16 protein-coding genes are annotated in these 25,276 nt (G+C 50.6%); 4 read left to right on the top strand and 12 right to left on the bottom strand.

Going from position 1 to position 25,276, the window contains the following annotated elements; all coding sequences use genetic code 11:
• The first annotated feature begins 62 nt into the window (after nucleotides 1–62).
• A complete protein-coding gene (locus AAC022_RS11225) occupies nucleotides 63–2,999 on the top strand; it encodes a serine/threonine-protein kinase (protein ID WP_339730962.1) in 2,937 nt (978 codons plus the stop codon).
• A 143-nt stretch (nucleotides 3,000–3,142) separates the two neighbouring features.
• Entirely contained in the window at nucleotides 3,143–5,773 is a 2,631-nt protein-coding gene (locus AAC022_RS11230; protein ID WP_339730964.1) for a hypothetical protein, read from the top strand.
• Nucleotides 5,774–5,785: 12 nt separating this feature from the next.
• Here the strand turns inward: AAC022_RS11230 and AAC022_RS11235 are convergent, their stop codons facing one another.
• The 12 genes from AAC022_RS11235 to AAC022_RS11290 form a co-directional block, all read right to left on the bottom strand.
• Entirely contained in the window at nucleotides 5,786–6,478 is a 693-nt protein-coding gene (locus tag AAC022_RS11235; protein ID WP_339730966.1) for a metallophosphoesterase family protein, read from the bottom strand.
• Nucleotides 6,479–7,609, bottom strand: a complete 1,131-nt coding sequence (locus tag AAC022_RS11240) for a DUF1559 domain-containing protein (protein WP_339730968.1) — start codon at nucleotides 7,607–7,609, stop codon at nucleotides 6,479–6,481.
• 24 nt (nucleotides 7,610–7,633) lie between these two features.
• Nucleotides 7,634–8,743 carry a DUF1559 domain-containing protein gene (locus tag AAC022_RS11245; RefSeq protein WP_339730969.1) on the bottom strand — a complete coding sequence of 370 codons (1,110 nt, stop codon included), beginning with the start codon at nucleotides 8,741–8,743 and terminating at the stop codon, nucleotides 7,634–7,636.
• Nucleotides 8,733–9,425, bottom strand: a complete 693-nt coding sequence (locus tag AAC022_RS11250) for a hypothetical protein (RefSeq protein ID WP_339730971.1) — start codon at nucleotides 9,423–9,425, stop codon at nucleotides 8,733–8,735. The genes AAC022_RS11245 and AAC022_RS11250 overlap by 11 nt, the downstream gene beginning before the upstream one ends.
• 188 nt (nucleotides 9,426–9,613) lie before the next feature.
• Nucleotides 9,614–10,000 (bottom strand): hypothetical protein, encoded by a 387-nt coding sequence (locus tag AAC022_RS11255; protein WP_339730973.1) that lies wholly within the window; start codon nucleotides 9,998–10,000, stop codon nucleotides 9,614–9,616.
• Between the two features lie 640 nt (nucleotides 10,001–10,640).
• Nucleotides 10,641–13,661 carry a DUF6795 domain-containing protein gene (locus tag AAC022_RS11260; RefSeq protein ID WP_339730974.1) on the bottom strand — a complete coding sequence of 1,007 codons (3,021 nt, stop codon included), beginning with the start codon at nucleotides 13,659–13,661 and terminating at the stop codon, nucleotides 10,641–10,643.
• Nucleotides 13,662–14,339: 678 nt separating this feature from the next.
• The gene (locus AAC022_RS11265) at nucleotides 14,340–15,395 is read right to left on the bottom strand and encodes a carboxypeptidase-like regulatory domain-containing protein (RefSeq protein ID WP_339730975.1); all 1,056 of its coding nucleotides are present in this window, start codon (nucleotides 15,393–15,395) and stop codon (nucleotides 14,340–14,342) included.
• A gap of 232 nt (nucleotides 15,396–15,627) precedes the next feature.
• The gene (locus AAC022_RS11270; RefSeq protein WP_339730977.1) at nucleotides 15,628–16,605 is read right to left on the bottom strand and encodes a hypothetical protein; all 978 of its coding nucleotides are present in this window, start codon (nucleotides 16,603–16,605) and stop codon (nucleotides 15,628–15,630) included.
• A gap of 287 nt (nucleotides 16,606–16,892) precedes the next feature.
• Nucleotides 16,893–17,375, bottom strand: a complete 483-nt coding sequence (locus AAC022_RS11275) for a hypothetical protein (RefSeq protein ID WP_339730979.1) — start codon at nucleotides 17,373–17,375, stop codon at nucleotides 16,893–16,895.
• Nucleotides 17,376–18,149: 774 nt separating this feature from the next.
• A complete protein-coding gene (locus tag AAC022_RS11280) occupies nucleotides 18,150–18,830 on the bottom strand; it encodes a hypothetical protein (RefSeq protein WP_339730981.1) in 681 nt (226 codons plus the stop codon).
• 39 nt (nucleotides 18,831–18,869) lie between these two features.
• Nucleotides 18,870–19,430 (bottom strand): hypothetical protein, encoded by a 561-nt coding sequence (locus tag AAC022_RS11285; protein ID WP_339730983.1) that lies wholly within the window; start codon nucleotides 19,428–19,430, stop codon nucleotides 18,870–18,872.
• Nucleotides 19,431–19,519: 89 nt separating this feature from the next.
• Entirely contained in the window at nucleotides 19,520–20,290 is a 771-nt protein-coding gene (locus AAC022_RS11290) for a hypothetical protein (protein ID WP_339730984.1), read from the bottom strand.
• A gap of 546 nt (nucleotides 20,291–20,836) precedes the next feature.
• Between AAC022_RS11290 and AAC022_RS11295 the strand changes: the two genes are divergently transcribed.
• Both AAC022_RS11295 and AAC022_RS11300 read left to right on the top strand, forming a co-directional pair.
• Nucleotides 20,837–23,251, top strand: a complete 2,415-nt coding sequence (locus AAC022_RS11295; protein ID WP_339730985.1) for a DNA topoisomerase (ATP-hydrolyzing) — start codon at nucleotides 20,837–20,839, stop codon at nucleotides 23,249–23,251.
• A gap of 93 nt (nucleotides 23,252–23,344) precedes the next feature.
• Entirely contained in the window at nucleotides 23,345–25,276 is a 1,932-nt protein-coding gene (locus AAC022_RS11300; RefSeq protein WP_339730987.1) for a DNA topoisomerase IV subunit B, read from the top strand.

The following is a 25,276-nucleotide window of genomic DNA, read 5'->3' on the forward strand; positions in this document are numbered from 1 at the left end:
AATCAACGCTATTTTTAAGTGAACCTTAGATCATGGGCTCCGAGTCAAAATCTGAACGCTCAATGACAAACCAGAAATCATTGCCGGAATTCTTTGCGCGCCCGGTTCCTGAAGCAGACGGGCCCGAGACGATTATCAGCCCGCTCGAAGCGATTCCTAAGCCCGATTCCAGCCGTGACACAGGTGGTTCACAACCCAATTTTGCCCGCTCTTCGATCTGGAACCGTCTCTTTCCCCCCACTGCCGATGATCCCGATGCAGGGGAAGAGGCGATCAGCCCATCCGGCATGCAGCTGGAACATTTCATCATTCGGGAACGAATTGGCCGGGGAGGCATGGGAGCCGTGTTCCGCGCGATTGATACACGACTGGACCGTGTCGTCGCGTTGAAGGTTCTCAGTCCGGGCCAATCGCGAGATACAGGCTCGGTAAAACGTTTCCAGAATGAAGCAAAAGCGGCAGCCCGCCTCGACCATGAAAACATTTCGCGTGTGTTTTACATCGGCGAAGATCAAGGCTTAAACTTCATTGCCTTTGAATACGTCAAGGGTACCAACGTCAGAGAGATCATTCATTCGCGAGGCATCCTGCCAGCGGCGGAAGCGGTGAACTATGCTTTGCAAATTGCCTCTGCTCTGAAACATATTAATAAAGCGGGTGTCGTTCATCGTGATATTAAACCTTCCAATATCATCATTACTCCCGGTGGTAGAGCGAAGCTGGTTGACCTGGGTCTGGCGCGAAAAGAGAGCGACAATGCTTCAGCCGACCTGACCAGTGCCGGCACCACATTGGGCACGTTCGATTATATTTCTCCCGAGCAGGCCAAAGATCCACGGACCGTGGATGTGCGCAGCGACATTTATTCGCTCGGTTGCACGCTATATCATATGCTGACCGGAGAACCGCCTTACGGTGAAGGAACGGTTTTACAAAAACTGCTGGATCACAGCGGAAAAAAAGTTCCCGACCCTGCCAGCATCAATAAACAACTGCCGAGCGAGCTGTCTCTGATCGTGCAAAAAATGATGGCCAGCGATCCCACAGACCGTTATCAGACGCCTGAAGAACTGATGTATCATTTAATGCAGGTCGCCGGAAAACTGGACCTGCGTGGCGTGAATCCCGAAGGACTGGTCTGGACTTCGCCGACCAGTTCCAGACTGGGTTTTTTGGAAAAATATGTCGGCTGGGTCGCGACGGCAGTGGTCCTGTTAGTCGTCGTTTACCTGCTGGATCGCTATCCGACATTCGATCAGGGTACGGTGAGTGTCACTCAAAATGATAATCAACAGACCGTTCCCCTCATTAAACAAGCCACCAGCAAGCCGGACGAAATCAGTCCGGATGTCAGCGTGCCTCTGCCAGAAACAGAGAAAATGACCACCGGATCACTCTCGACAAACCCGACGATCGCATCTGCCATACCCACTGAAACGATCAGCGACAACAAAACGACAGCAGCACCCACTCCCACCAAAGGCAGTTCAAAGAACGAGGACACATCGGACACGAATCCGGAAAAAATGACTTTGACAGAAGGTTCCAAAGACCTGAATGAAATTTTTGAAATACCACTGCTGTCTTCTAAAAGAACAATCAACGACTTCATTGAAGCTGGTAATCCTCCCAAAAACAAAGTGCTCCGGGAAAGCACGCCCGGCACAGAGTTGGCGTTGTCGAACAGCAGTGATCAGAAAAAGAGCATGGTTCCACTGGCTCCCGCTCCCCTGCCGGACAACAGTCCTGAAATAGAGCCGGATCTGTTTCCCAAAAAGAGCGACACAGAAATCCGAAAGATGGAAATCCCGGCGATCACCATTATCAATCCGGATGGAACGGCGGGGCAGGATTTTAAAACGCTGGATGCCGCCTGTGCTGCCGCCGATGATGGCAGTATTATTGAACTCGGGTTTACCGGAATTCGCAAAGAAGCGCCGATCCACATCAATAACAAACGCGTGCGAATTCGTGCCGCCAAAAACCGCAAACCAATTCTGCAGTTTGAGTCTGTTGAAGAACCGGCAGAAGGGTTTCAGACCCACATGATTCAGGTCGCCAATGGCTCTCTGGAACTGTTTGAGCTGGGAATCATCGTTGATGTTAAAGATCTGAATACTGACTCATGGGCGATCTTTTCTCTCAAAAATGCGCATGATATTCGCTTACACCAGGTGACCGTTACCTGTTCCAATCGCACCAGCCAACAGGTCGCTTTGTTTGAAATGAACGAACCCATTAACCAGGGTTTGAATGATGATTCGATGATGGGAAAACGTCCGGTGAAAGAATCGACGTTTGTAGAAGTCATCAATTCTGTACTCCGCTGTGACGGCCACGCCTTCTCCATTCGAGAAACGGCGCCCACTCGTCTGGAAATTACTAATTCCGCAGTGATGATTTCACAAGCATTGATTGAACTGGTCGGCTGCAACAATAAACCGACGGAAGGCGATTTTCTGGAACTGGTTTTGAATCATTCGACGCTGTTGCTCGGAAAAGGGCTGGCAGTGATGGATAGCGGCGCGATTCCCCGCGAATTGATTCCGCTCAATGTGTCTGCCCGCAATAACATTTTCTTCTCACGGACCGATGCACCGCTCGTGCAGATGAAAGGCAATACAAACGAAAATGACTTTCGGCAGAAACTTTTAACCTGGAAAGGCTCCAATAATTATTTCGATCGCTTCGGAACTTTCTGGACCATTCAATCCCAACAGGGAACCACGGGTGCTCTTTCACTGGATGCACTCGACTGGAAAGATATCTGGGGACTGTCTTCTGAAGTCAATAGTTTTCAAATGGAAATCCCCTGGCTTGCCGATCGTCAAAAACTGATCAAGCCCCCCTGCTCCGAATTACAGTCTGCTCAACTTCAGTTTAATCAACCCACTGATGGCAGCCCGACCATTACCGCGATTGACCGTACCAATGCCGGTGCCGATCTGCTTGTCCTGCCGGAACTGCCACGAGCCAGTAAAACCCCTGAAACAAAATAAACAGATCTCCTGTTTTGGATTTCGACAGGCAGAGAACAAGAAGGTCTGGGAGAATCTGGCTGCGACGTGTATGATTACTGATAATTGTTGCTCCTGTACCTCTGCCCTGATCTCAGTCAAACACAGCTCTCTCGATTTGTCTCATGCATTTTTGCTTTGTACAACCTGAAACCGCATCTCCCTCAGACCGACGTGAAAGATGTGTCTGGCGCGGCCTTGCCTGTTTCCTGGTGTTGCTGTTGGCAGCGTGGAATGCCTGCTCTGCGGATGACCAGACGCGTTCCTATTTTGAAGGCCTACGCCAGCGACATCTGTTTGGCATCGCCGAGGGCTATTGTTTAGACCGCCTGTCAGAAGCGCGGCTCTCCGATACCGAACGTGCCCGCTACACCTTGGAGTTGGCACGCACGCTTGCAGCGCACGCGATAGTAACCAGTGGTGATGAACAGGCCGAACTCTGGAACCGCGCAGAGAACACGCTCGCACAAATTCTCAAAGACAATCCCCAATGGGCTGACACGGCGGTATTTCAAGCCGAACGCGCACGGATCACCGCACAGAAAGCAGAGATCCTGTACTGGCAAGTCAAAGCGATTCCGCATAATGAAGCTCTGAAACAGAAAGCCCTGGCGAAACTGTCACAGGCAGACAGGGAACTGATTGTCGCGGAAACTCAATTGAATCAGCTGCTCAAAAAATCGGGCGCCTTTAAAAACTTTACGGTGCTCAAAACAACCACGATCCGCGATACCCTGCTGGACTTTCAACTACTGATTGCCCAGACGAAAATCAAACTCGCCGATTTATACGACAAGCAAAGCCCGCAACGAAAAACCAATCTTGACGCCGCCGAGAAATTGCTGGAACCACTCTCCAGGCGTGCCACCACTCTGCAAATCACCTGGCTCAGTAAACTGGCGCTGATTCAATGCGATCGCATCGCGGGAGATTACGCAGGCGCCACGCGTGCGATTCAGGCACTCGTCAAAGAAAAACCGCCGGCCTATCTGAATGAGCCAATCTTTGTGGAATCGATGCGGGTCTTACTGGGAGAAAACAAGTCACAAATCGCGGCGGCACAAATCATCAAACACCGTCAGGATCACGGGCAGTACTCCAGTGAGCTCGGTTACCTGGAAATCAATGCGCTGATCCAACTCAGAAAAATCGCCTTAGACAATCAGCAGAACGCGCTTGCTGATGAACTCTGGCAGGAAATCGAAACACGGGCACAACACCTGGGGGCAACTCAGCCCGGCTATTGGTCACAGCGGGCACGCATGCTGGTTGATCAACAACATCAGGTCGACCAGTATGGAAGTCAAATTTCCCTGAGCCTGAAGCAGGCACAACTGCTCTACTCTCAAGGCAAGCTGGAACAGGCCATCGCCGCTTACGACAAAACGGCAAAACAGGCCGCCACAGAAGGCAAAACTGATCTGGCCTTCGAACTCGGTTTCACCGCCGCCTCTTTACAGCTCAAAGCGAAACAGTTCAGGCAAGCGGCAAACCAGTTTCAATCGCTGGTCGAGCGGTATGATGCCAATCCGCAGGCAGCCGACGCAAGCCTGCTGGCCGCCTGGTGTCTGGGGCAACTCTATTCACAGAGCCGAACGAAGTCCCGACGGCTCATCTATACCACAGCGCTGGAAAAAGTACGAACACGTTTCCCCAATAGCAAAAGTTATTACGAAGCCGGCTGGATGCTGGCACGGCTCGAAGAAGCACGACTGCAGTACTCAAAAGCACTCGTCCTGTATTCAGAAATCCCGGACAACCAACCCAAAGCAGCCGACGCCCATCTGGGCATTGCCCGCTGCTACGAACAGATTCTGCTGCGACTGAATTCGCTCAACAAACCAACCAACGCCTGGCGCGCGGAAGCGATTGACGTTCTGGAAAACTTCCTGACAGGCTTCCCCGACAAAACAGAAAAAACAAAGCTTCCATCCCAGGCGGAAATCGCATTGCGGCTGACGCGGATCTTCCTGAATGGCAGCCCGCCTCAATACACAAAAGCGAATCGACTGCTGGAGCTGATCCATCACGCGGGGTCTCGCATGATGGCACAATTAAGAAGAAACAACGAGTTATCGGAAACCAGCGTCTCACAAACGACAAAGCAAATTCAATTCTGGAATCAGATTTCGAATCAGGCGTTGCGACTGCAGATCATCGCGCTCGCCGGGCAGGGAAATCCGTCCGCCGCCCAGTCACTGGTAGAGAACCTGGAGACCGCGGGCACCGATGAATTACTCTCGGTATTAAATGGCGTTTCGCAGATCGATCTGGAACTCACGCCACAAGCCCGCCGAGAGCTGGGGATGCTGCAACTTAAGTCAGCCGAAAAGCTGGCCAGCCGCCGTGAAGAATTAACCCCGCAACAGCTCAAGCGGCTGGACCTCTGTCTGGCAGAAGCCTATCTGGCCATCGACCAGCCGATCAGAGCCCTTGAATTTTATCAAGACCTGTTAAAGCAGTCTCCTAAAGACGCGGCACTCATCAGGCAGGTGGCATTGCTGCTGGAACGTTGCGGCACAAAAGCCTGCCTGCGACAGGCAACCCCCAAATGGCGGCAACTGGAAGCAGCCGAAAAGCCGGGCACCATTCCCTGGCTGGACACACGGCTGCACATCATTCAAAGCTTGTTCGACTCCGGCGAGGAAGCCGAGGCCAAAAAACTGTTCGGCGTGACCAGACTACTCTACCCCGAACTCGGCAACGCCGATCTCAAGAACCGTTACCAAGAACTTGAAACGCGAATAAAGAAGTAACGGCGAAATACATTATTCCTCAGCGATGGTATTCATATCCAGCATCCGATATTCGCCATCCTCGTTGGTCTGATGGGCGACTTCTCCGTTGACGTCCAGGCAAGTCAGCCAGCCGCCGCGGCAAGCGTTGGTATCGATGCAGATAGAATGCTTCAGATTCACCGGGATGCCTGATTTCTGTGACGTGTGCCCGCAGATAACCTGTTTGCCGGATAGATGCGGTCGGACATCAGTAAATTTGCGCCAGCGAAACTCTGTGGAGTCCTGCTCCTGCAAGGGAACATCCGGGTCGATCATGCCGTGCACGAAAATCTCGTGATCGGTTTCGAAATAATCCTGAAAGCCTTCGAGGAATTCCCAATGGGTCTCGGGCACATTTTCAATATCAGCTCTTAGATACTGCGGATCATAGGAGAGCAGCATCTCCTCGCCACCAAAATACATCCAGCTGTCACAGGCAATCTCCGAATCGCGGGCATCGAGCATCATCTCTTCATGGTTTCCCATCAGACAAATCAGCGGTCTCGTTTCCTGCAATTCCATCAGCAGCTCAATACAGCCACGCGTATCCGGCCCGCGCGAAATGACGTCGCCCAGAATGACCAGCAAATCATCAGACGTCGGCTGTACTGTTTCGATTAACAACTCGAGTGAAGTGCGACAGCCGTGAATATCACCGATTGCCAATAGACGATCTCTACCCATTTAAAATTCCCCGACCGCTTCACCCCCGTTAGGAGTGCTGAGGGCTTTGAGCACCTGTGGGTCGATGTCTTTGGAAATAAAGCGAGCCGACCCATCTACGAACACCATGCCAGTGTTTTTAGGGGAGGGACCGCCGAAGCCGTGCGGGCTTCCGTTGAGCCCCCGGGCGGGATCGCGAACATTCAGCGGAGCACCCCAGGGTCTGATGTTTGAGTTCACTTCGCCCCCCAGTATTGTATTCGAAATGCCGTCGGTGATCTGATTGAAATCCAATTCCCCACTTGCTGCTAAGAGACGGCTGCTCATCGCGTAATGCGTGGGGCAATAGCTTTGGTACGCCTCTTGACTGCTCTTGCCATTATCGTAATCGGAATTCATTCCGGGATTCTGAAACACATAGATTTTGGTTTGAAAAGGCGCACGGTTCACTTCAGCCGTCCAGGGCTGATGAAAATCGATACTGTGATACAACTCTACCTGATCCAAGTGAGGTAATAGTTGCGCGCCCCAACCGTGAAGTGGCTTTCCCGTTTCATTGAAGGTGCTCGCGATCGGTAACTGCCGGGATTCTTTATGATCGTTGTGCATTACAAATCCGAGATTTCTGAGATTATCCAGAGAGGCTCTGGCTCTGAATGAGTCGCGACAGAATGATAAGACAGGAAAGGGCGGATCATGTTTTTCCAGAAATGTCTCTGGTTTCCCCGTCATGATCCACCAGGTTTGATGCGTCATACTGATGACGCAGATGCCGCTCATTGTCAGTAAAAGGCACATGACTGCCAGCGAGAGCGTCCAGCGCAGATGCCAGTTTGATTTTTCCGATACATCAACAGACTCCGGTTCAGACGCCTGTTTTCGGTGAAAGAGTCTTTTACAAACAAAATGAACTCCCAGCGTAAACAGAGTTAGAGCAAACAGGAACCAAGCCGTCCGTTCGGTAGAAATCATGAGCACAGGCAGAGTGCGCGCGATGAAGTTGGTCCAGCCGGTGACTAACTGGAATCCAATTTGAATGGGAAACACGATGCCCATGCAGAGGGTAAGGAAGCCGACAAACAAAACTGCAGCCACAGCGATAATTCTGCGCTGCAGTCGTTTTTCTTTTCGTGTGATGGCTTCAGTGGTCATGGTAACACCTGACTCTCATTGAATTTAAAAATTGCCCACTGGTTCACCACCATTGGGCGTACTGAGGGCTTTGAGCAATTCTGGATCAATGTTCTCGTTGACAAATCTAACTCTGCCATCGCCCATTAAAACGTGTGCCCCACCTCTAAACGGACTCTCAAAACCGCGGGGACTTTTGTTAATGCCCAGTGCCGGATCACGAAAGTTTGTAGGATCGCCCCAAGGCTTGATTCCAGATTTAATTTCACCAGCCATGATCGTGTTGGAGGTGCCGTCGGTAATTTCTTCAAGCACCAGCCCTGAATTCACATTCAACACCCGACTGTTGGCGGCATAGTGGGAGGGCTGATACCCTTTGGCATTTTCTTCCTTGCTTTTTCCATTATCAAAAGCGTAATCCAATCCGGGATTTTCCAATATGCTTAACCTTGTTTCAAAGACCTTACGATTCGGTTCTGCATTCCAGGCCTGATTAAAATCAATCTGATGATACAGGGGACCTTGATCCAGATAAGGTAGGACACTGGTGGCCCAGCTATACTGAGGCTGTCCCACTTGACTGAAAGAGCCGCCAACCGGCAACTGCTGATGCGAATCATGATAATTATATAGTGCCAGACCAATCTGCTTGAGATTAGATCTAGACTGACCACGACTTCTAGCCTCGGAACTGTTCCGGATCAAGCTCTCATCACTGGTCATTAGCCAGGCACTCTGGTGGGCGACCCCCACCACAGCAAATCCACCCGCAAAGGAAATAGTCAACAATACCAGCACGGCACAGGTCCAGCGAAACCGCCAATTTGTCGGAACTGCGGTTTTGTTTTGTTGTCGTAGACGCCTTATGGCATAAACTCCCAGCAACTGAATCACCACCGCCATGATCGCGACCAACACGAAGGCCGATACCAAACTGGAAACAGGCATTGTTATCTGTGAGATGACTCGTGTTAAAAACAAGTACCAGCCCGCGAATGTATAAAACAGAATTTGAATCGGGTACCCCACACCCAGGCAGGCCAGGAACAATACGAATGCAAGACCGCAGATGAATAAAATGAGGATACTTCCGCTCACGAGAAATATTTTGACCCTGTTTTTCTTTGTTGGTAGCTCAGTCGATTCATTTTCCATTGAGCACCTCCTGTGCTTCTTTAAGGGGCAGCACTTTGATGGCTCCATCGGTGAAGAGTACCAGTTGTTGATCGTCGTCGTACACAGCCTGCTCGAAGGCGAGAGGTTCAGCGGGCGCGGTTTTCTTGTCGCCGATCACGTAACCGTACTTCACGCGCAGGTCACCGGGCTGAAACCAGAATTCTTCTGCGAAGGTCGCATCGTCTGCGTTCTTGGGATATTTCCCCTGATGGGTGGCGACGTGCATAAACAGAGCCGACCGCAATTCACCAAGCTGCTTGCGGCGTGCTTCAAGTAGCTCCTCGGGCGTGCCTAACTCTTCGGCCTCGGAGTCAGTCAATTGATAAGTGCGACCCGTTTTTTCCCAGGCGCCGGGCGTGAGCAGTTCCCGAGCACCGGAGATCATGGTCAAGACAAACAGAAACATCAGTCCCCAGAGCACGGTTCCCGCCAAGGCCCCTTTGTAAGACAGCACGGGCAACTTGGGAAAATCCTTTGCCAGCAGGTTCCAGAGCAGCTTGAAAACAAACGCACTGACCAGCAGCACCATCAGAAAGAACGAGATCGACTGCAGCCGCAGGCTGGCAATTTCGGTCAAACCGACAGAAGGCATTCCCGCCTGAACGGCCTGGGGCATGGTACAGCAGACAAAACCGGCGATAAGAATTGTTCGAATCGTCATGGCGATCAACTCCGCAGAAATGAGAAGAGAAAGGACTTACCTCTATCATACAAAAGTCCACTCAACACGCGAGTCATTTTTTTCAACGAAGTGAGTTTATGACGACAGAGGTGAAACCCGTGTTGACTGCCGTTTAAAAGAAACTGAAGACGAGGAAGATTGTAAGTCTCGTTGTAGCTCCACAGCTTTCACTTTGTAGTTTTATTGTCTGGTTCCAGGATCATCCATTCGGGCAGCGGGATCGATTTGCTGCGGGCGATGAGTAGTAACGCGCCGATGACTATCACGAGTATCGGCACTTCGACATCAAATGTGAGGCGTCCTGTTTGACGCAAGACAGAGAGGCAACTCGCGATCAGAAAGAAGGGGCCGATCACGACTGAAGATTTATCGATGCCACTGACGGCAAACGATAACAGGCCGATGATCGCCAGGCCGAGAACCCAGATCCAGTTGAGGCCGGGTACAAGCCCCAACGTGGTGAGTAACCAGCCACTGCCGATGGCGATGATGAGCAATGGGAGAACCAGGGTTTTTCGATTCGATTTGGTCACAGTGGACGCTGATGTGCTCATGGAACTGGCTTTCTCTTGGTATCTGTTTTGTGAAGTTGAAAACGCCTTGAATACTTAACAGGCGCGGGCCCGCGGAAAACATCACGCGATTTTCATAAAAGAACAGGAACTTTTGCCAAAAGGCAGTACTGGTTGACATGGTACAAATTCTGATGGACAATTTAGGCTAGACAAGACAACCACGTATGGTTTATCCGAAAGTCCTTGCATGGAAAAAGTGGATTCCATCCAGCGCAGTAAATCCTCTGGCTGATCTGTGGTGTCTAATGCGAATGAGTAATCCAAAGACATATGAAGCGGCCTTGTGAGTCAAAGAGAGAACTAAGAAGAGTCTATGAGGCGGGCAGACACATGGGTCTGTCCCTTGAAACTAACTGTTGACTGTCAACGCGGTTTCTCGATCACTGTTGGCAAGCCAACAGTGCCCCCCACTGTGAGGTGATCGGCGTGCTTTCCCTGTCACCTCCTACTCCAGTTCTTGTGGGTTGATATAGACTAAGAACAATTCACAGCAAACGCGATCCTTCACACAGGGAATGTATCACAATGAAAGTGAGCGGATCGGCGCTAGCCGCCGTTTCGCGAATTTGATTGCCCCCTCTCTAATCAAAGTGATCCACAACCGACTTGAACGCGGTTATTATTCTTCCTGCTTCAATGACTCGACGAGCGTATTGATTTCCATTGGCGTCAGACGGATGGCGGTTTTTTCCAGCATGGTGCGGAAATGGACGCGGCCGCTTTGCTCGCCGGGGAAACCGATGTTTGTGCCTTCTTCGTCGTTGGAGGTCACGAGCACTTTGCCGTCCTTGTCTAAAATGGCCCACCAGGGAATGCCGCCCTGGGCACCGGCGCGCATGGTTTTCATCATCTCGCTGGAACCGGTCCAACGGTGATCGATCTTGATCCAGATATAATCGCGTTCCCAGAGATTGCGTTCCTTAACCAGAAACCGGGAGAGCAGTCGGCAGGGACCGCACCAGGTGGCGGTTTCCTGAATGATGATACGTTTGTTTTCTTTTTTCGCTTTTTTGAGAGCCGTCGCCAGCAGTTCCTGTGCGTCGAGCGTTGGTACGGTGTGTGCTTTTAGTAACTCAAGGAATTTTTCTTTGCTGATCTTGCCGTCCGTCGAAAGCAAACTGGCATCAACATTTGCCAAACGTTTGCCTTGTTCGTCGGTGATGACCAGAAAGAAGTCAGCATGGACCCCGTCAAGATTTTCTCCCAGCGTTTTTGCGAGTTCCTCAGCGGCGGTTCGCTTGTCGGCAGATGTGTCGATGGCCAAAACGACAAACGAATTCAGCGCCTCGCGCACGTCCTGATCTTCGTATCGCAGTTTCATCAACTGCTGGACAGCGTCTCCTTTGGGTTCGCCGAACAGAATTAGTAGATGCTGCATCGTGATTTTGGCATCCTGTTTTGATCGGTTGAAGCGTTCAAGGGGTGTGCCTTTCACATTGAATGCGGCGGTGATCCGCTCTTCCAGCGTGGGAGGTTGATAGGGAGTCGGAGGTGGAGAGACTTCTACAACGCCGAGGTCGAGCGGCTGACTGTCTTCCGCTTTCACTGTCTCAACGGTCCGCCAACTGATTCTGTCAGGTTGATCTTTCGGGCGAATTACCAGATTGATGTCGTATTTCTGCCCCAGAACCAGATTGACGATCTCAAACCGCCCTGCTTGATCGGTTCTGGTTTTTCCACCAAAACTGCTTCGAAACGGTGAGTTATTGCTGGGGCCTTCGTGTACTTTGACGCTATAGCTGATTTCGCGTTCCTGCATCGGCTCCTTTGTTTTTGCATCGACAAGCTTTCCAGAAGCGCTCCCCAGCGGACGAAGTAGTACGGTCACGGTTTTATCATCCGGGCCGATCTCGACGACACCCGCCCGTTTTTTGTCTTTGCTGCGGGCGTAAATCACGGTGCGGTGGAGTTCGCGCTCGACTTTAAACTGTCCTGATTCGTCAGTTTTCGATTTCATATCGATACCTGCCAGGCTGGCGCGATAGATTCCGGTTATCTCGGCATCTGGAACTGGCTGAGGCGGGTCACCTGTGACGATGGTGCCTTCCAGAATTCCTTTCTCCGGTCGCGCGGCGTGAAAATTGAACTCCTTTTCCGATTCGCCTGCGATTTCAAATTTTTGAACGGGGTTCTGTCTGGGGCCACGAATATCATATTTGCCATCACCGACCGACAATTCGAATTTCCCGTTTTCGTCTGTCGACGTGCTTTGCACGGTAATTGGCTGCACCCATTTATTTTTGTTTTCCGGATTGGGCAACTGCACGCCCTGTATCTTGTTGGCGGCCTGTCCATATTGATAGACGTTTATTCGCTGGCCTTTGACTGGTTCGTGCTGAGAGCCAAGCGTCACGCGGCCAAATAATCGGGTCGCAGGGCGGAGTTGGAAATCCAGATTTTCGATAGGCTTACCCGGCAAGAGCGCAAAGCTGGTGTGCGGCTTGGACGCCCATTTTTTGCCATTCACAACCACAAGGTTATTCACAACCAGAAGATAAACCATATTGGGAGCCGCCTTGATGACGTAGCGGCCTTCCTCGTCTGTCTGTGCCGTTGAACGAAATGAGTCAAATTGATACCCCTCACCAGAAGCGGAGATCGAGATTCTTTTGGCCGGCGAGCCGTCGGGAAGCGTCACCCGTCCTGCCAGCGGGACCAGCTTTTGCAGTTTGATGGTCAACGTGCCATCACCGATTTTCGGATCATAGTTACCCCGTTGATGGACGTGCTCTTGATCCCGAGGCCAGATCGTGAGCGGAGATTTTTGCCAGTCAGGAATCCAGGCAAAGACGACCGTGCCTTCTGCATCCGTTGTTTGTTCCACCAGACGGTAGAAATAAGACAGGTTCAGATCCTGTGTCTGATCCGGCTTGTCCAGGAGCCAGGGATAGACTTTCACACCAGCGATCGGAGTGCCGTCTGTTTCTTTCAGCTGAACTTTCAGTGGCTGGGCTCCCTCCAGTTTCAATTGAACGGGATGATCGGGGAACGCAGGCGGCTTCGTAATTTTGTCTCCGGACTGACCACGGGGTAAGACGTAGGCTTTATAATCCGCGCCATGCCCATCGCTGACCGCAAACACATATTGAATTTTCACATCTTGAGGCACGTGATAGACGACGTGACCTTGCCCATCGGTCGTGTTGGTGCCCTGGTCCCGATAGCCGCCTATGATGCCCGTTTTGGCGTTGGCAATCGGCTTACCGGTTGCGTCGACGACGTGCAGTTCCACCCGTCGTGCAGGCTGCAACTGCAGTCGCAGTTCATGTTCAGCATGGTCCTGATCAATATTTCGTCGCAGAATCCGACGTTGTGCGAGCTTCTGCCCTGAATCTGTGATCGCCTGAATGATCTGGCCGCGCACGTTCTTTTTTGAAGTGCGCAATGTGAACCGTCCCTGCTTGTCAGTTTTGGTTTCGTCGCGTTTCTGTTCCAGATACTTCCATTCGATCAATACTTTCACACCAGGCACCGGTTTGTCCTGTTCATCGACGACGACACCGCTCAGGGTAATCGTATCTTCCGCTTCCTGTTTTGTTTTCTTCTGCGAGGCTGGCTCAGCCGCCATTGCCATGTCAGGGAGGAACAGGCTCACTAGCACAAGTGCGAACACGGGCATTGGGAAATGGGGATACTTCATTGTATCTGCTTTCAGATTATGAGAATCGTTTAGCTTAAGCCGTGTGCCCGCCGGCAAGCAGTGTCAGAAATTCGGATCTCGAACGGACCCGATTCAGAAAAACGGAATCTGACTTTATGATAGCAATTGGAAGTGGGAATTCATTAAAAATTCTGTTTTTGTGACGACAGGAGCACAAAAATGTGGGTCTGCCCCTTCTTTGGAATCGGATCGGGAAGTGTTCTCTGTTTTTGTTTTGTTTCACTGACAGTTTCCTGCTCGCTGCGCTCGGCCCGAATTGCATTCGGGCCTACCCAATATCGTGAAATAATTCTGCGATTTCATCTGGTGCTTTCCAGCAACAAGAGTATCAGTACAGCCATAACCATAAAATAGTTACCGACTTTTTTTTCTTCTGGATCGTTCCGTCTCCAAATTATAAATGAGCCCCCCAAAAGAACGCATCCAAACCAACGATAGATTTTCCAGTATTTGGTTTGTATTTGCGCTTGTAGATGATCTTGCTGTGCTTGCTCTGTCATCTTTGATTGTCTGGATATCATAGACTTCATATTGATACTAGTGATTTTGAAACGCTGACGAACTTGTTCATCTCAATAAAATCACAGGCGGAACCATGAGGGGTTCTCCTGATTTTACGGTGACTCTCAACGCGTTTTATCGATCACTGGGGCTCCGTCAGGGAGCATCGACTTTATCTGCAGGGAAATCTTTTGGCTTCAGTTGTATCGTCAGCGTGCCATTACTTTTGGCAGGATCATAGACGATACGCCGGTGAGCATATTCCTCATTTTCGTGCACAAGGATGATCCGTTGTTTCTGCCAATGGGGAATCCAATTGAATACGGTTGTCCCCTCTGCATCCGTGGTCTGTTCCAACACTTTGCTGACATAGAACACGGCTGCCAGATTCAGTGTTCTGGGTTGGTCGGGCTTATTCAGGTTCCAGGGTGCAAGTCTGATGCCCGCGATGGGTTTCCTTTCAGTCGACTGTATTTTGACTTTAAGTGGTTGTGTGCCCTCGAGTGTCAGTCGGACTGGATGATCGGGAAATTTCGGCGGTGTTGCTTGTGGATCGTATTCATCCTCCGGATTCAGGGTATAAGCTTTGTAGTCTGTACCATGGCCATCACTGAGCGCGACGGCATATTTGATTTCCACATCATGCGGGATCTGAAATGCAATTTTACCCTGAGTATCTGTCGTTCCAATTCCCCAGACTTTCGTCTGGGCCATGATGCCCGTCTTCGCATCGGCAACCGGTTTTCCAGTACCATCGACGACTTCCAGCTCCACACGCCGCGGGGGTTTTAACTGCAGGCGCAGGTGATTCAGGTCGGGCTGTTTATGTTTCAACAAGGAAAGGTAGAGCTGTGCCATCAGGCGATCAGAATCTTTCGCCTGCAAGGTCTGTCCCAGAATCCAGTAGGTGTTGCCCGTCAACGTAAACTTACCCTGCGTATCAGTTCTGGTCTCGAGGTTTTTCAAGCCGACTTCATACCGGTCACGTGCATCGATAAAGACCTTTGCATTCGCCACTGGTTTATTCTGTGCATCGACAACGGTGCCTTTGATCGTCAGCTGTTTTTCTTTACTGTTTTCTGCAGCGCGCACCGCAAACGGGGTTAGCAACATTCCCAGCAGGAACACAGAACAGAGCACGAGCCATTGTCTGCCGGCCCATTCCCTATTCCTGGTTGAAGCGCAAGGAGACACTGGTGTTGGCTGGTTCATGGAACTTGTACTTTATGAGAAAAGATGGACTGCGTGTCTCAGTTTCCAGACCCGAGCGTGCCAGCATGAGCACTGCACATCTCACAGCAGGAAACTGAAACACTTCCCGCTGTTCCTCTTCGGTCAGCATGATGATATCGGATCGAATCCAGGGGTTCAAATGTTTTCTGTCGTAGATTCAGATACTGGGGCCGCCCAACGGGTGATTTACAGCGGGAAAGACTTCCGATTACTACAGTCGCTGCGAGCAGGTTTCGGATCTTTGTTTCACATGCAGCCATGCTTTGCGAAAGCCCCAGACTGTGATCGCTGCGACGATGCTGAGCCCGGTGAAATCGGATTCGAAATCCTTGAGGAAATCCATCACGATGAAAAACGTGAGCAGGCCGATGATCAGCGCGAGCTTGTGTCGGTCATCCCAGTCTGTGGCGTTGCCTGACCAGCGCATGATGATCCAGAACGTGAGCGCATCCAGCAAAGCAACAAACACAAATGTGATCGGCCAGGCGGGCAGCCAAGAAGGATTCAGTTCCGGCAGCACAAAAACACTTACAAACACCAGCGTCATATTCACGGCGGCAATCACGCCATACCAGAACGGGTGGACTGATTTTCCTTTGCGTTGCGGAAATACCTGCGCCGGCAGCCGCCAGGCGGCGTAGACCAAACCGGCAATTGCCAGCCAGGAAAGCGCAAAACCACTCAAGGGCGGCATGTAGGGATTAAGGAGCATCAACGCCGGCATCCAGAGTGCTAATCCCACACCACAGGCGATGAGCCCGCGATTACTGACCCAGGACTCAGTTCGCTGATCAGAATACATGATTTCCGCAAACACCACACTACAGAGAATACTGATGGTCAGATGAAAATGAATCAGAACTTCGGCGTAAAGCCAGGTCGCACCGTGCCAATATGAATAGTCGCGGATCGCGCCCAGCTCGGCCCAATCGGGGTCCCAGAACGAACGGGCTACGATCGCCTCTTCATAAATCCCAAAAGCGATTCCCAACAGCACCAGCGCGAACCAGCCTTTGCCCCAGCGGACTTTCAATTCCCGACAGATAATCGCACCGAAACCATACGGGAGCGACGACAGGACAAAACTCAGCGGGTTGATGAATTGAAACAGTGTCTGATGCCCTGAGACCAGTTCACCGAAAAACGGGCCCAGCAGTAGCAGAGCGACTCCTGGCGGCAGATGTTTCATCAGTGCGTTGTGTCCGGTTTTGAGATCTCTATCAGTTGGTTCGATTTTAAACTATTGTGGGCAGAGCCATGTGTCTGCCCCTTGATTTTACTGTGACTGACAACGCGTTTTCTCTATCACTGTTGGCAAGCCAACAGTACCACCCACTGAGAGGTGATCGGTGTGCGTTCCCAGTCACATCCTGCTCGCTGCACTAGGCTAGAATACATTCGGGCCTAGCCATTTTTCTCTGTGTATCATTTTTCTCGGTGTAGATTAAAGAATCGTCGACGACCGTTGTACTGAATTCATTCTAACGATTCGAAGAACGTGGTTGCCTGATTGAATACTTTCTGCTCTGTACTTTTGCTGGATTGACTGAAGTAAGCATACCGGGCTGCGTCCCCTTCCGGAATGAGAAACACGCCAAACGAAGAAATCCACACAGAGTATTCATTGTTGCAGAGCGATATGAGCAAAACCCTGTCGCCACAAGCTGGAACTCCTGGTTCGAATTGTGTCTGATACTTAAGCTGCTTCAACTGAGTCACCAACGCCTGGAGTTCCTGATTGACGTCGATGGTTATGGGATGGGGCATCTCTTTGGAGGGATGATTACAGCGTTCTACCTGAATTTTACAATCACCCTGTAGCAAAGAATCCAGTATAGAGTTGATGGATGCGGTTTGCGCGCGGGCATCCTGCTTGATCTGATAAACCGCGAGGGTGCCAATGAGGCCTAGCAAGGCCAGCGTGGACCAGACGATCTTTTTCTTGTTGAATGGTTTCATTTTTTGCTACCACGAAAAACACGAAAGGCACGAACATTTTTAAGTCCCATTGTTCATCTGCGGTCTGGTTGATCATATCGGATAGAATGCGAGGGTTCAAATTTTTTTCTGCTGTGAAGGTATTGCTTGACGTGGTCTTGTCCCAAGGGCAGTGAGGAGAAAGGGCTGGTAGATTTGTGATGGTTAACTTCTGATGGTTACGATCACCTAGCGTAAAACGGCTGCTGGCGCCATGCCGCTCAGTTTTCTTAAGGGAACTTTTCATGAGTAACATTTGGTTAGATGTCAGACTGTTTTTGAATCTGATTGTATCTTCGCGAGAGGCGTGGGAACGTCAAGGCAGGAAGCGTGTCGCAGGTTTGTTAGAACTGGTTTGTACCTGGTTCAAGGTTGTCGCAAGCGTGTCGGAAGTTGGTTCCGTTTGGCGCATCATGTCGTGCGATCAGGGACCACTGTGTGTTGAGTTTTTCCCAAATTTGCTTCAAACCAGTGGGTTTTATGGGGAGCAGAATCACAGGGAGCCAGAGAGTCAGCATGAAATAGAGTGCTCACTCGCGCGCCCGATGCAAGTAGCGCATCATCGAGAGCGGCGCGGCGGTGTCAAGACGGATTTTTTCAGCACTGAATCTGGCGAAAGGACTGTTGCCGAGAGAATCAAGAGGGCTGATGAGCCGTGTGCGCATAATAAAACAGAGCCACTCCATTCAGTTTTGGAGTGACTCTGCCTTCATCAGTATCGTTTATTGTGACACGAATTCGTTGGGAGAATCCGTTTTATTTTTCGTAGGAAGCCTGATTCAACTTGGAAGGAGCTGGCGGTATTGCTGGCGAAGCTGGTTCCGGTTGAGGTGAGACTTGTGGCTGGGGTGATCCCGGGTTTCCTGTGGAATAATACACAGGGCGACCGCCGTATTGTTGACCACCACGACAGTGTTTGCAGCCGTTTCCTCTGCAGGAGCGGCAATCACGGGTGTGGTACATATTTGGATTTGGTGGCGGAGGAATCATGCCTGCGCGTGGTTGCCAGGTCGGTACGCTTTGATAGTAGAACCCGAGTTGCGTGGTATCAGTGGGCATATAAATCTGCGGGTAATTCGCAGGACCTCTTGGGCCCGCCTGTCCCATGTATTGATTTGAGTAATACCGCTGGTATTGCACGTTCGTTCTTTGAATCGGCTGTGCTGATGGCGGGCACCATCCATGACCGGGCGAGGTATGGCATTTTCTTAAGAAGGCCAAGCCTTCGCGTGAACGATAATTTCGATACACGCCATCGCCGTCGAATCGATTCGAATAGCCGGCAGGACAGTTATAGCCATATCCACCGCCGCGAACGTGATGTTCTACTTGCTGGATGGTGCCGTTTGTCTCTTCAGCGTTTGCGTTCGAAACAGTGTGAGCCATGATGCCCGTCACTGCCAGAATTGCAAGCATCTGCACGTTGAAAATTCTCATATCAATCTTCCTGGACTCGATTGAGGATAATAGTTTTAATTATTGAACGATGCGTGTTACTGGAGTCAGACGGCTTGAAGGAATGCCCCAACCGTAGTTGTAGGTACTGCGTACATTCGGAGCCAGCGGCACGGCAATCGGAACACCATAACCCTGAGCGCCATAGAGCTGTCCATCGCGAGGATCAAACTGATAAGGGTCGACGGCGTAGGTCATGTTGTAACGCCCGATAGGAGCACAGCCTTTTCCGCCGCAGCCAGTTGGAATGAAGTATCCAAATTTGCAACGGAAAAATTCGCGTAATGAACCCCGTTTCCCGAAACCAGCAGACCTTCTCGAACCAGCAGAAGCTCCCGAACCGGCACGACATTGCGGGCAATCGTTGCCTGCGTAAGACGGACCATTCGAGTAGGAATAAACGTGGTTTTGTTTGCAGCCACATTTATCATTGTTGTAACCGACCTGTTTGATCGGTGCGCCGGCATTCTGGCTTATTTTCAGGCTACCGGGTTCACCTGCCTGCAGGTTTTGTGCTGACAGGACAGTGCAGATGCCTGCGACTGCGACGAAGCCCGCTAATTTATAAGTGAAATTGTGCATGTTATTTTTCCTGATCGTATCGCTGAGTGAATTTAGAACTCAGTCTGATAAACGTTTTCTGGTTTCAACAGCTTTTCCCGGGAAAGCCGTTACTTGATATGTGGAGGAATGAAACGAGGGAATAGACCGAAACTCGTTTTATATTTCACATTGACCCGGGTGCCTTGCAGTTTCCATCGTTCATGTGAACGCATGCCGAATGGAGTCCAGATCCAGCCCCCTTTGACGTCGTAGTAATAAGGGCCGTACATGGCGTCGTACTCGTGTGCGTACAACATTTCCTGAGGTGCCAGAGCCTGATTCGTAATAATCGTTCGGCCGACATAATCGGGAATACCTGGTTTGGGAGACGGATACATTGGCGCTCCCAGTTGTGGATATCCAGGCAAGACTCTCATGCCTTCTGCTGATGGCAATGGTTGAGCAGCAGTGTAGTTTTTGTGATGCTTGAAATGTCCGTTGGTGTAGCTGATGGGTCGCGCCTGCTGGGCGTTTTCAAATCGAGCTGGAGCCGTGGGAATCATTCGAGGCTGGTTATTGACCTGCTGAATATATCTATGATTCGAGTTGCGACGTCCGAGTTTAGGACGTTGTGCAAATGAATTTCGTCTGGCCGGAACAGGAGTCGTTTCCCGTTCATGACCGATCTGCTGTACGCTGGATGGCTTGGCTGTTACGCGGGTCAACTTGCGTTTAAACCAGCTGATCGGATTATACTTTGACGTTTTTGAGTGGCTTTCCTGCTGGACAACTGCATTTTGGACAGCACCTGGTTCGGCAGCTTTAATCGCTGGCGCCATCAGTAAAAATGCCGGTAACAGCCCGGTAAGCAGGGTCACCTTCAGACTCGCACGAGTCATAACAATCCCTCCCTGGATTTGATTGTGGTTTATCCACCAATGAGACTGTGGCAGAGGGTCATCTCACCTCTGTCAGTCAACTTTAATGATCAATTGTCTTCTGTCAGAACCTGTGACGGCTCACGAACGAGGCATAGTCGCTTCGCAAAGACCGAAAATCTTGAAATTTGACTTTCCAGAGTTGCGGTCGGTTTTGTATGTTTCAATCGCCAGACAGTGACCCTCTCAAAATGAAAGCCACTAGTTGAAATTTCGGCTGGCAGGAATCATCGGAATGAGTCATTTTGTAACCACAATGACGATTCGTCCTATTTTCCCGAATTATTGTCTATTTAACGGGTTACGAGTGGCCTCATCTGTTAAATAACCGATTCAATAGATACAATCCACAATCTCTACGCGGGCAGAAAATTTGACACATTTTCCTTAAACTACCAGGCGGAATATCCCGAATTCTGAACAATAACCATAACTTTGAATGGCTATCGACGGAGACTCCCTTGCCGTCATTCCGGCCACACTATAGATCGATTTTTGGAGAGACTCTTGGCTAAGCGAAAATCAGCCAATCAAGGCAAAGCCAGTAAGACCAATGGACAAGCTGGAAGTGAAACAGATCGTATTGAATACGTTCCGATCAGCGATGTCACACGAAGACGTTACCTCAACTACGCGATGTCGGTTATCACATCCCGTGCTCTTCCCGACGTCAGAGACGGTTTGAAGCCGGTGCAGCGGCGTATTTTATATGTGATGTATCATGACTTGCGTTTAATGGCCAATGCCAAGCCACGTAAGTGTGCGAAAATCTGCGGTGATACAACAGGTAACTACCACCCACACGGCGATGCTTCAGTCTATGACGCGTTAGTACGACTGGCCCAGGACTTTAACCTGAGAAGCCCGCTCATTAACGGTCAGGGGAATTTCGGCTCGATCATGGGGCTCCCCGCAGCAGCAGCCCGGTATACAGAAGCACGGCTGACGGGTATCGCTGAACACTTAATGAATGAGTTGCGTTATCAGACCGTGGAGATGCGACCGAATTACGATGGTACCCGCGATGAACCCGTCGTACTGCCTGCTCGATTTCCCAACCTGCTGGTCAATGGGGTCCACGGGATCGCCGTCGGCATGGCGACAAGTATTCCCCCTCACAACCTGGGTGAAGTCATCAAGGCCTGTACTTATCTCATCCATAATAAAGATGCGACGGTCGCGCAGTTAATGAGATACATCAAAGGGCCAGACTTTCCGCTGGGAGGCCGGATTGTTACGGACAAACGCTCTCTGACGACGGTCTATAAAGAAGGCCGCGGCCCAGTCAAAGTTCGCGGGGAATGGAAACACGAGTCAAATACTCGTTCAAAAGGGCCCGTCCGGCTCGTCGTCTATTCCGTCCCTTACGGGGTCGAAACAGGTTCGCTCCTTTCAGAAATTGGTGCGATTGTTGAAACGAGAAAACTTCCCCAACTAGTGGATGTGGCCGATGAAACAGACGATAAAAATGGCCTGAAAATTGTTCTGGAAATCAAACCGGATGCTGATCCCGAAACCGTGATGGCCTTTTTATATAAGCACACGCATCTGGAACAGAATTTCTCGGTGAATATGACTTGTCTGGTGCCTGATGAGTCGAATGTACTCGTGCCCCAGCGCTGCGATCTGAGAGAGATGCTGCAGTATTTCCTGGACTTTCGATTTATCTCGGTCCGCCGCCGGTTTGAATATCAACTGGAACTGCTGTTAAGACGCATTCATATTCTGGAAGGATTTGAAATTGTCTTTAATGGTTTGGATAAAGCGTTAAAGCTAATTCGCGCCAGTAGTGGTAAGCAGGACGCCGCCAAGAAACTAATGGCCAACTTCCCGCTGGACGAAATTCAGACGATGGCGATTCTCGAGTTACAACTTTATCGCATCTCCAAGCTGGAAATTAACACGATTCGCGAAGAGCTGGAAGAAAAACGAGCCGATGCCGAGCGCATCCGGCGGATTCTGGCGTCCGACAAGCGGCTCTGGAAAGTCGTCGAGAACGAACTAAATGAGCTGGCAGCTGAATTTCCCGAGAAACGCCAGACGAAGCTTGGTTCTTCAGAAGAAATTACCGAATTCGATCCCCAGGCTTATATTGTTCGCGAAAATACGAATGTGGTCGTGACCAGAGAGGGTTGGATCAAACGCGTGGGTCGTCTGAAAACCAAAGGCGAAACCCGAGAGCTCGACAAAACGCGTACCCGTGAAGGGGACAGTGTTTTAGCTGTCGCACCGGGCAGTACGCTCGACCATGTTGTCTTTTTCTCGAGTGATGGCGTCGCGTATACGCTACCGATTGAGCTGGTGCCTGTGTCTTCCGGATATGGCGAACCTCTTTCCAAGCATGCCCGGATGGGAGACGGCGCGCAACTGGTGGCCGCGATTACGACGGACAGTCGCTTTACACCTGAAGATAAGGCGACACGCAAAAAACCGATTCCGACGCCTCATGTATTGATCGTGACGGAAAAAGGCCAGATCATGCGGATTTCCTTCAGTCTGTTCCGCACTGCTTCTACCAAAACAGGTCGCAAATACTGCCGCCTGGGGAAAGACGACCGTGTCGTCTATGTCAGTCTGGTTGAGGATGCCGAAACGATGTTTATCGCCACGAATGATGCCCGCGTGCTGCATTGTGAAATTGAAGAAGCAGCTCTGCTTTCTAACGCCGGTAAAGGGGTCAAAGGCATCAAACTGGAAAAAGGGGACCAAGTCATGGGGGCGCTGCAATTGACGCGTCCGAGTGATTGCCTGCGGGTTGTTAACACGGGCGGCAAGAAAATGACGTTTGGACAAATGAAATATGGCGTGACTTCGCGTGGTGGGAAAGGGGTTAAAACCAGTCAGAGAAGTGGTTTTGCCGAAATCCTGTATCCACCGATAGAAATTGTCGACTGGGATGAAATGGGAGACGATGAGGAGTAAACTGATCGTATCTCAACTTCCGGAGTCTCTGACAGTCGCATATAATTACTATTTCCGTTCGCCGCTTATTTAGAGAAATTCATCACAACGATTATGGCAACTGCACCAAAATCTTCTGACGCAAATCAATATTCCGCCAAAGACATCGAAGTCCTGGAAGGACTGGAAGCGGTTCGTAGACGTCCTTCCATGTATATTGGGGGAGTTGATATCCGCGGCCTGCATCATCTGCTCTGGGAAGTCGTTGATAACTCGGTCGATGAATATCTGGCGAAAGAAGCCGATACGATTGTGGTAACCCTGCATAAAGATGGTGCATCTTGCAGCGTTAAAGACAATGGTCGCGGGATTCCCGTTGATAAGCATCCCAAAACCAAAAAGTCGGCTTTGGAGTTAATCCTGACGACCTTGCACGCGGGTGGAAAGTTCTCTGATAAAAACTACGCACGTAGTGGCGGTTTGCATGGTGTCGGTTCTTCTGTCGTGAATGCCCTTTCCTCCGAGATGATGGCCACCGTTGTTCGCGATGGGCATCAATTTGTTCAACGCTACAAAAGGGGAAAACCCACCACTCCCGTCAAAAAAGTGAAACCGTTTCGCGGACATGGAACCGAAATTTACTTCCGCCCGGACGATGATATTTTCCGTCGCGTGCACTTCAATGCAGATACGATTCGCCAACACCTGGAAGATGTCGCTTTTATTCACGGCGGATTGAAGATCACGTTTCGAGACGAGGTCAAAAAAGAGACGTACGAACTTTCTCACCCGGAAGGAATTCGCGGTTATCTGGAAAAGCTGACCGCAGAACAACAGAAAAAACCGATTCACGAACAACTGTTTTTCGCGGAGAAGGAAGACAAGAATATCCGCGTAGAAATGGTAATGCGCTGGACCGATGCGACCGATGAGCAGGTTCGCAGTTATGTCAACGGAATTCGGACCCATGCCGGGGGAACGCATGAGAGTGGTTTGCGTTCCGGAATTGCCAAGGCAGTCAAAAATTATATGGACGTGCATAACATCAAGCACAAAGGGGTCACAATCTCCACAGATGATATCCGCGAAGGTGTGTTGTGTCTGATTTCGGTATTTCATAACGACCCTATGTTTCAGGGGCAAACCAAAGAAAAGTTAAACAACCCCGAAGTCAGCGGCTTCGTGGAAGGCATTGTGCGTCCTCTATTGGAGACCTGGCTGAATAACAACCCGAGCATTGCCGATGCGGTCGTCGGTCGTATTGTGTTAGCAGCACGTGCCCGAGCAGCCAGTCGCGATGCACAAAAGGAAGTCCGCCGAAAAACGGTCACGAACCGAAAATCGACATTGCCCGGCAAGCTGCTGGATTGTCGTTCCAACAAGCCGGAAGAATCGGAACTCTTTCTGGTAGAAGGATTGTCCGCCGGCGGAACGGCGGCAATGGGGCGAGACAGTCGCATTCAAGCTGTGTTACCGCTGCGTGGAAAAGTGTTGAACACCGAATCGCTGGCAATCTCTAAAATCATGGGGAACCAGGAAATCAAGGATCTGGTGGAAACGCTGGGGACGGGCATCGGTCCGAACTTTGAAATTATGAATCTGCGCTACAATCGGATTATCCTGCTGATGGATGCCGACAGTGACGGCTATCACATCAGTACGCTACTGCTCACCTTTTTCTTCCGGCATATGCGGGAACTGATTCGGCAGGGAAAACTCTTTCTGGCACAACCACCCTTGTATTGCATTAAGGTGGGCAATGAAAAACATTACGCCCAGGATGATGCCCAGAAGGAAGAAATTGTGGAATCACTGGCTGCCAATCGGAAATACGAAATTGGTCGCTTCAAAGGGCTGGGCGAGATGACCGCCAGCGAATTGAAAGAAACAACGTTGGACCCCAAGCATCGTATTCTACTGAAAATTGATATCGACAGTCAGATCGAAGCAGACACCACATTCAACCAGCTGTTCGGAAAAGACGCCAGCCTGCGTTACGACCTGATCATGCAGGAAGCCATCGAAGCAGACGACATCGATTATTGA

Origin of the sequence: uncultured Gimesia sp., assembly GCF_963976445.1 — a bacterium.
Lineage (GTDB): Bacteria > Planctomycetota > Planctomycetia > Planctomycetales > Planctomycetaceae > Gimesia.